General features: G+C 36.8%; 5 protein-coding genes. 1 reads left to right on the plus strand and 4 read right to left on the minus strand.

Features of this window, described 5'->3' with window-relative positions; genetic code table 11:
- Nucleotides 1–4 precede the first annotated feature (4 nt).
- From DFR58_RS11230 to DFR58_RS11245, 4 genes are all read right to left on the minus strand, one after another.
- Nucleotides 5–595 carry a putative ABC transporter permease gene (locus tag DFR58_RS11230; RefSeq protein WP_170138130.1) on the minus strand — a complete coding sequence of 197 codons (591 nt, stop codon included), beginning with the start codon at nucleotides 593–595 and terminating at the stop codon, nucleotides 5–7.
- Nucleotides 596–724: 129 nt separating this feature from the next.
- Nucleotides 725–2761: a thioredoxin domain-containing protein gene (locus DFR58_RS11235; RefSeq protein ID WP_114297941.1), complete on the minus strand. Its 2037-nt coding sequence runs from the start codon at nucleotides 2759–2761 to the stop codon at nucleotides 725–727.
- 320 nt (nucleotides 2762–3081) lie between these two features.
- Nucleotides 3082–3921 (minus strand): DUF3825 domain-containing protein, encoded by an 840-nt coding sequence (locus DFR58_RS11240; protein ID WP_114297942.1) that lies wholly within the window; start codon nucleotides 3919–3921, stop codon nucleotides 3082–3084.
- A gap of 356 nt (nucleotides 3922–4277) precedes the next feature.
- A complete protein-coding gene (locus DFR58_RS11245) occupies nucleotides 4278–4460 on the minus strand; it encodes a hypothetical protein (RefSeq protein WP_114297943.1) in 183 nt (60 codons plus the stop codon).
- Between the two features lie 267 nt (nucleotides 4461–4727).
- Here DFR58_RS11245 and DFR58_RS11250 point away from each other — a divergent pair, with 267 nt between their 5' ends.
- Nucleotides 4728–6128, plus strand: a complete 1401-nt coding sequence (locus DFR58_RS11250; protein WP_114297944.1) for a tyrosine-type recombinase/integrase — start codon at nucleotides 4728–4730, stop codon at nucleotides 6126–6128.
- Nucleotides 6129–6295 lie beyond the last annotated feature (167 nt).

Raw genomic sequence — 6295 nt, forward strand, 5'->3', positions numbered from 1 at the left:
GGTCTTAAAAGCCTGCCATGCTCTTCAGCTTTATTGATATCCATTCAAGATGGCCTAAATCCATACTTATTCCCCACGCATATGCTGAGGATACAATAATATTAAATATCAGGGAAAAGGCTAATATGGGGAGTATAAAGGATTTTAAGGATAATGGGACGGATGACACCGCAAGTCTTATAAAGGGATGGATGAAATACAGTGTAATTACCGACATAATTCCCCATGTTATAGATGCGCGTAAGCAGATGAAGCCGTGAACATTAAAAAGCTCATGGCTGTAATCCCACAGTACAATGTTAAATAGCAGCCTCATCAGCACTCCTGCAATGTACTCGAGTGATGTGGCTATAACAGATGCACCTGTAAATACTAAAAATATATTGTGTTTAAAGTGCTTTAACAGCTTTATAAGAAATACTGCTGCCAAGCCATAAATACAGCAGAAAGGCCCAATGAGGAAGCCCCTGCTTACAAAATGCCCTTTGCTTAGAGAAAGGTAGACAGTCTCAATACACCAGCCTATAAAAGAATATATAATAAAATAAAGCAGAAGATTTGTGAGCCTTAGGTAAGATAGCGAATTATTGTTCACACATGCCTCCGCCGGTGCCAAACACATATTGCGTTCAACGGGATTCTCCTACCATTATGCTATGAATAATTCTGCGGCTCTGTTACTTTCTATTAAGAAGGGATAAATAGCGGGGATACTCCCCGCCATTTACTGCAGCATTGTTTGCATAAGCTGTCCCGCGTCTGTAGTAGGTGTTCGGCATGAAAAGTTTTCACATACATATGCCGTTGCCTTGCCGTCAACCACTCTGTAGTTGTCAATAAAGGGTATAACCGATTTCAGACTGTCACTGCTGTCTAAGGTGTGGAGCATTGAAACGGTGAACGGCCTGAACTGGCCCTGTATTACCTCAAGCATTTTACTAGTGCCGACGTCCTGCTCGCCTGCCACAAGAATAACCTCCCTTGCCGCAGAGCGGGTAAACAGAAAGGCCGACAGAAAGAAGGAATGACCTGCGGGGCTGCTTGAAATGCTTTGCCCGAAGGCCCTAAACTGCTGCAATGCCCGGTCCTCCAGATCGTGCCTGCCTGAAAGCCTTGCAAGCCGCAAGAAGCTCATAGCAGCTACTGAATTGGCGGAGGGTGCCGCTCCGTCATAGCTTTCCTTGGGTCTTGCTATAAGCTGTTCACCGTCGCTTCCATACAGAAAGAGGCCGCCGTTTTCTTTATCCCAGAACAGCCGGACAAGGTCATCACTCAGGCTCAGGGCCTTTTGGAGATAATATGGATTATAGGTTGTCTGGTAAAGCTCAATAAGTCCCCATATAAGAAAGGAATAGTCCTCTGCATAGCCGGGGTAGGCCGATTCGCCGTCCCTGTATCTCGCAAGAAGCCTCCCGTCGGGTCTCACCAGTCTGTCAAAAATAAATCCGGCAGCCCTCTCAGCGGCGGCAGTATACCTTTTATCCTTCAGAATGCGTCCTCCCATTGACATGGCGGCTATCATAAGTCCGTTCCATGAGGTGAGGATTTTGTCGTCCTTATGCGGGTGTACGCGTGCCTCCCTGTGTTCAAACAGCTTTTGCCGGCATTCCTCAATAAGCCGTTTGTCATTTTCAGGCACCGGGCCGTTTATAAGGTTGGGTATATTAAGGCCCTCAAAATTGCCCTTGGGGGTAATGTCATAATAGCTGCAATATTTGCGGCCTTTTTCTTCTCCAAGCACCCTTATTACTTCCTCCTGCGACCACACATAAAATTTGCCCTCATGACCTTCCGAATCGGCATCCTCAGCCGAATAGAATCCTCCTTCGGGAGAAGTCATATCCCTCATCACATAGGCAAATATCTGCCTTGCGGTATCTGCATATTTTTCATTTTTCAACGCCTGATAAGTCTCCATATAAGCTATTGACAAAAGGGCGTTGTCATAGAGCATTTTCTCAAAATGAGGCACCAGCCATTTTCTGTCGGTGGAATACCTGCTGAAGCCAAAGCCTATGTGATCATATATGCCTCCGGCGTTCATTGAGTCCAGTGTTTTTGCAACCATTTCGGCAGCTTTGGGCTCCTTTGAGGTATACCAGAAGCGCAGCAAAAAATAAAGATTATGGGGGGATGGGAATTTTGGCGCGGCTCCGAAGCCCCCGTAAGCACTGTCGAAGTGGGAGGTAAGTGCGGAGAAGGCCTCGGAAGGGATTTCCGCAGGAATTTCATAGTGTGACGACGTAACATTTTCTTTAATTGCGTTTACTATTTCAGTTCCCGAATCGACAAGCGAGCTTCTTTGATTTTTCCATGCATGAGTTATTCTATCCAATATGGACATGAGACCTGGAATACCCATGCGGTCATTTTTAGGGAAATAGGTTCCGGCGTAGAAGGGCTTTTTATCGGCTGTCATAAATATTGTCATGGGCCATCCGCCGCTGCCGGTCAATGCCTGGCACACCGTCATATAAATGTGGTCTATATCGGGACGCTCCTCACGGTCAACCTTTATTGAGATAAAGTCTCTGTTAAGAAGCCTTGCGACCTCCTCGTCCTCAAAGGATTCTTTTTCCATCACGTGGCACCAATGGCAGGTGGAATAGCCTATGCTCAAGAAAATGGGCTTGTCCTCGCCTGCCGCTCTCCCGAAGGCCTCCGGCCCCCAAGGATACCAGTCTACGGGGTTGTGTGCGTGCTGGAGGAGGTAGGGGGATTTTTCGTTAATCAATTTATTTGTATATTTGTGTTCGGGCATAATCTTCATCTCCTTAAAAGTTATTCACTTTATTATTACCCGAATTTTGAATATTAAATTTATCAGAAAATATGTTCATTAAAGAATCACTTCTATGTTATAAAAAAATAAGAAAACCTTACCTAATTGCTAAGTAAAGTTTTCTTATGAAGTCTTTTAGTTTTAATCTCTTAAAAATAATCTCTTAAAAAACCTTAAAGCTGTTACCTTTCAAGAATATAAAAAATATCTATATCTTTTTAGAAACTGAAATTTTTAAATACAAAAATAATCTATGATATAAAGTATACACTAATTAAAATGTTTTATGCAAGTATTTTTTAAATATTTACTATCCAATCAGCATCAGGAGTTACAATTCTTCTTGAATTCATATATGCCATATCCAGTGGAAGTACAGTTTTTGCCAAATAGGTTTCGCCTGCTTTAGTTATAACTAAAGCAAGGAGAGCCTTAGTAGAATTAGGTGGGCATAATGGCAATAATAATTGGATTTTTGACTTATTAGTATCTTTATCTGTAAAAAATTGAGGTATTGCAATTTTATAATTTCTTCTTACTCTTTTTTCTGCTCGTTTTGTTGATTGCTCTAACCAACTAAGTAAATCACTTGGACTACCATCAAGTCCCACATCTTGAAACCTTGAAATATTATGCTCAACTATATGCTCGTCATTAAAACGAATATCTAACCTTTTGTCAAATATGAGGTCGGAAGGGTTGTCCCAATATTCGGCTATATCTGGTAACTTGCTAAATGAAGTCATTTCATTATCAATACTTTTACAAAATTTCACAAAGTTCCATTGCTTAGATGTTGTAGCAGGGTATCGGATATTTTTTGTAAAATATGCATAAATGTCTCTTTCGTATTCTTTAGTTTGAAGCCCTGTATTAAAACACATGGCAGACTCATCATCCAGAATAGCTATTTTACTTTCTGCTTTCAATCTATCATAAGTGAAGTATAAATAATTGTTTAATATCGGGAAGTTCCTTTGACCTGAAGGGTCTTTATATTTTTCTGATTTAAAATTCCATTGTTCATCTTTTGCCATATCTGCTAATTTACTTAATTTAGTCTCAAAAAAATAGCTGTGCAATCCAACAAAGGCATCCTGCTCCAAACTATATTCTGATATATAATTGCCTTCCATCATAGAATCATCCCCCTATAAAGTTAATAAGTACATTATACACCAAAATTTTTAAATCCAAAACATTTTATGGATTTATATACAATAAAGGATATGCAAATAAAGGAATATTGGTTTTTTCAATATTTTTATGACAACGAATGTTTGCTTTATACAAACATATGTATATGCAATGAAGGTTTTATTTAAGATAGCAAAAAACAGGAGTGTCCCCTTTTATATATTTGTGTTCGGGCATAATCTTCAACTCCTTAAAAGTTATTCACTTTATTATTACCAGAATTTTGAATATTAAATTTATCAGAAAATATGTTCATTAAATAATCACTTCTATGATTATCTCTTTTGAAGGGTGACGGTTAATGTGAAAATAAAGCGGTAAGATGATGAAATCGGAATGCCACAGGGGACGTCAGAGCGTGTGAAAACTCCAAAATTGCCAAAGAAATTGCAACACGCCACCGCTGAGGCATCATGGGGTACGGTGCCTCCGCTTTCCCTTCGATCCTTTGCTCCGCTACGGAAGCGGGCGAATCCGTCATCAAGATTCCTCCGCTACTTTTTTGCAAGAACTATAGCTTAAAATTTCACTCAAAATAGTTTTTACACAGTCTGACGTTCCGTACAAACCGCTTTCAGATAACAAAAAAACAGGAGCGTCCCAATGGTAAACGGTATAAAAAATTAATTTGCAGTATTAAGAGAAGTGTAATCATATAATACTATTTATAGAGGAATATCCTAAAAAATGTCGAACTTTATTTTTATAAATATTCTTATTGGAAAACATATAAAATGGAGGTGTATAAATGAATTATGAGTGGCTTGATTTTCTTAGAAAAGAATATGCAAAATTGACAGACTTACATTACTGCACTATAAAAAGAAAAATAGTTTATACCTTTTTAGCCAACTTGGGCTATGAAAAAGAATACTTTAAAGAAATCGAAAATACTGGATATATCGATATTTTTGCTTCAGATTTTTCATCCAAAAATAAAATTATTATAAGAGCTTTAGAAGGCAACTCAAAAATAGGAAATGATGTTTTTGAACATTTCGTAAATACTCTTTTTAATTCTCAAATTGATTGGGGAATAGTATGTAATGGAAAAGATTTTATTTTAGTAAATAGCAAAATTGATGGAGAATATGAGCATAAGAAAGTATTACAATTTAACTTGCGCTTTACTTCGACAGAAGACTACCTTGAATATTTTTCATTCAACTCAATATTTAAAAGTAAGGTTACAAATTACTTTCTGTATTTGATGCAATTCAAGTCGTATAAACTTCGTGAAAGCAATAAAATTTCGTCATGGATAAGCTATGAGTCTGTTCTGCTAAATTTTTTTAAATATATGGCTGAAAAAAAACATTATAGAGAATTAGAGCATATTGACTACAATGATTTCAAAGAATTTATTACTTATGAGATCGACTTGAAGAAAAAAGAGGAAAAAAGATACGCTCAATCTATCCATACAATTTTTAATAAATTTGCATACATTAAAGGGTTTTATGATACCCTGATAAAAAATGGGGTGATCTCTAATAATCCTTTTGACTTATTAAGTAATGAGAAAAAATTAGAGGGTATTGAGTATATTGAAGAAAATGAAGAATTTGAACCCTTACAAGAAGATGAAATAAATAAAATACTATCTTATTACGAAAATTATCAAGATTCTGAACGAAATAAATTAATTTTTTTATTATGCCTCTATGCTGGTCTAAGTAGAGGTGAAATAAGAAATTTACAGGAAGAAAACATTGATTTGGAAAAGAAATACCTGTGTGTGGGCGAAAAAACAGTTCCACTTTCAGAGGGTATTGCACAAAAATTAAAAGATTATATTATTTCAATAAAAGACGATGCTGATTTTAGTGGGTTCGTATTTTATAGTAATTATAGCAAATATAAGAGTGGACCATTAAGTGAAAATGCCATTAACAACATAATTAAGGGATATTCAAAATATTTTGTTTACCCGTTACCTATTGAAAGACAAAAGCAAATTACTCCTGAATTTTTAAAAAAATCTTTAGTCAAAAGAATGTTTAAAAATAAATTCACTATTGAAGAAATCTTAAAACTAACAGACCTTGAACTATCAACAATTGCACGTTATATTGCCACATCTGAAATAAAGGACAAAACAAATTTAGATAAAATGTTGAAATTTCACCCATATAAAGATTTTTTTTAAGTTTTGTAAAAGGGGGACACTCCTGCTTTTTCAATGCTTATAGCGGTGAATGTTTACTTTAGGAGCTTTTCCTTTAAAGTAAGTACTTCTTGACAACTTGTAGCAACAAGATTATAATTAATTTGTTGCTACAAGTTGGAGGTGATGATTTGGTAGCAAGAAAAAAG

The organism is Anaerobacterium chartisolvens, from assembly GCF_003337415.1.
Lineage (GTDB): Bacteria > Bacillota > Clostridia > Acetivibrionales > DSM-27016 > Anaerobacterium > Anaerobacterium chartisolvens.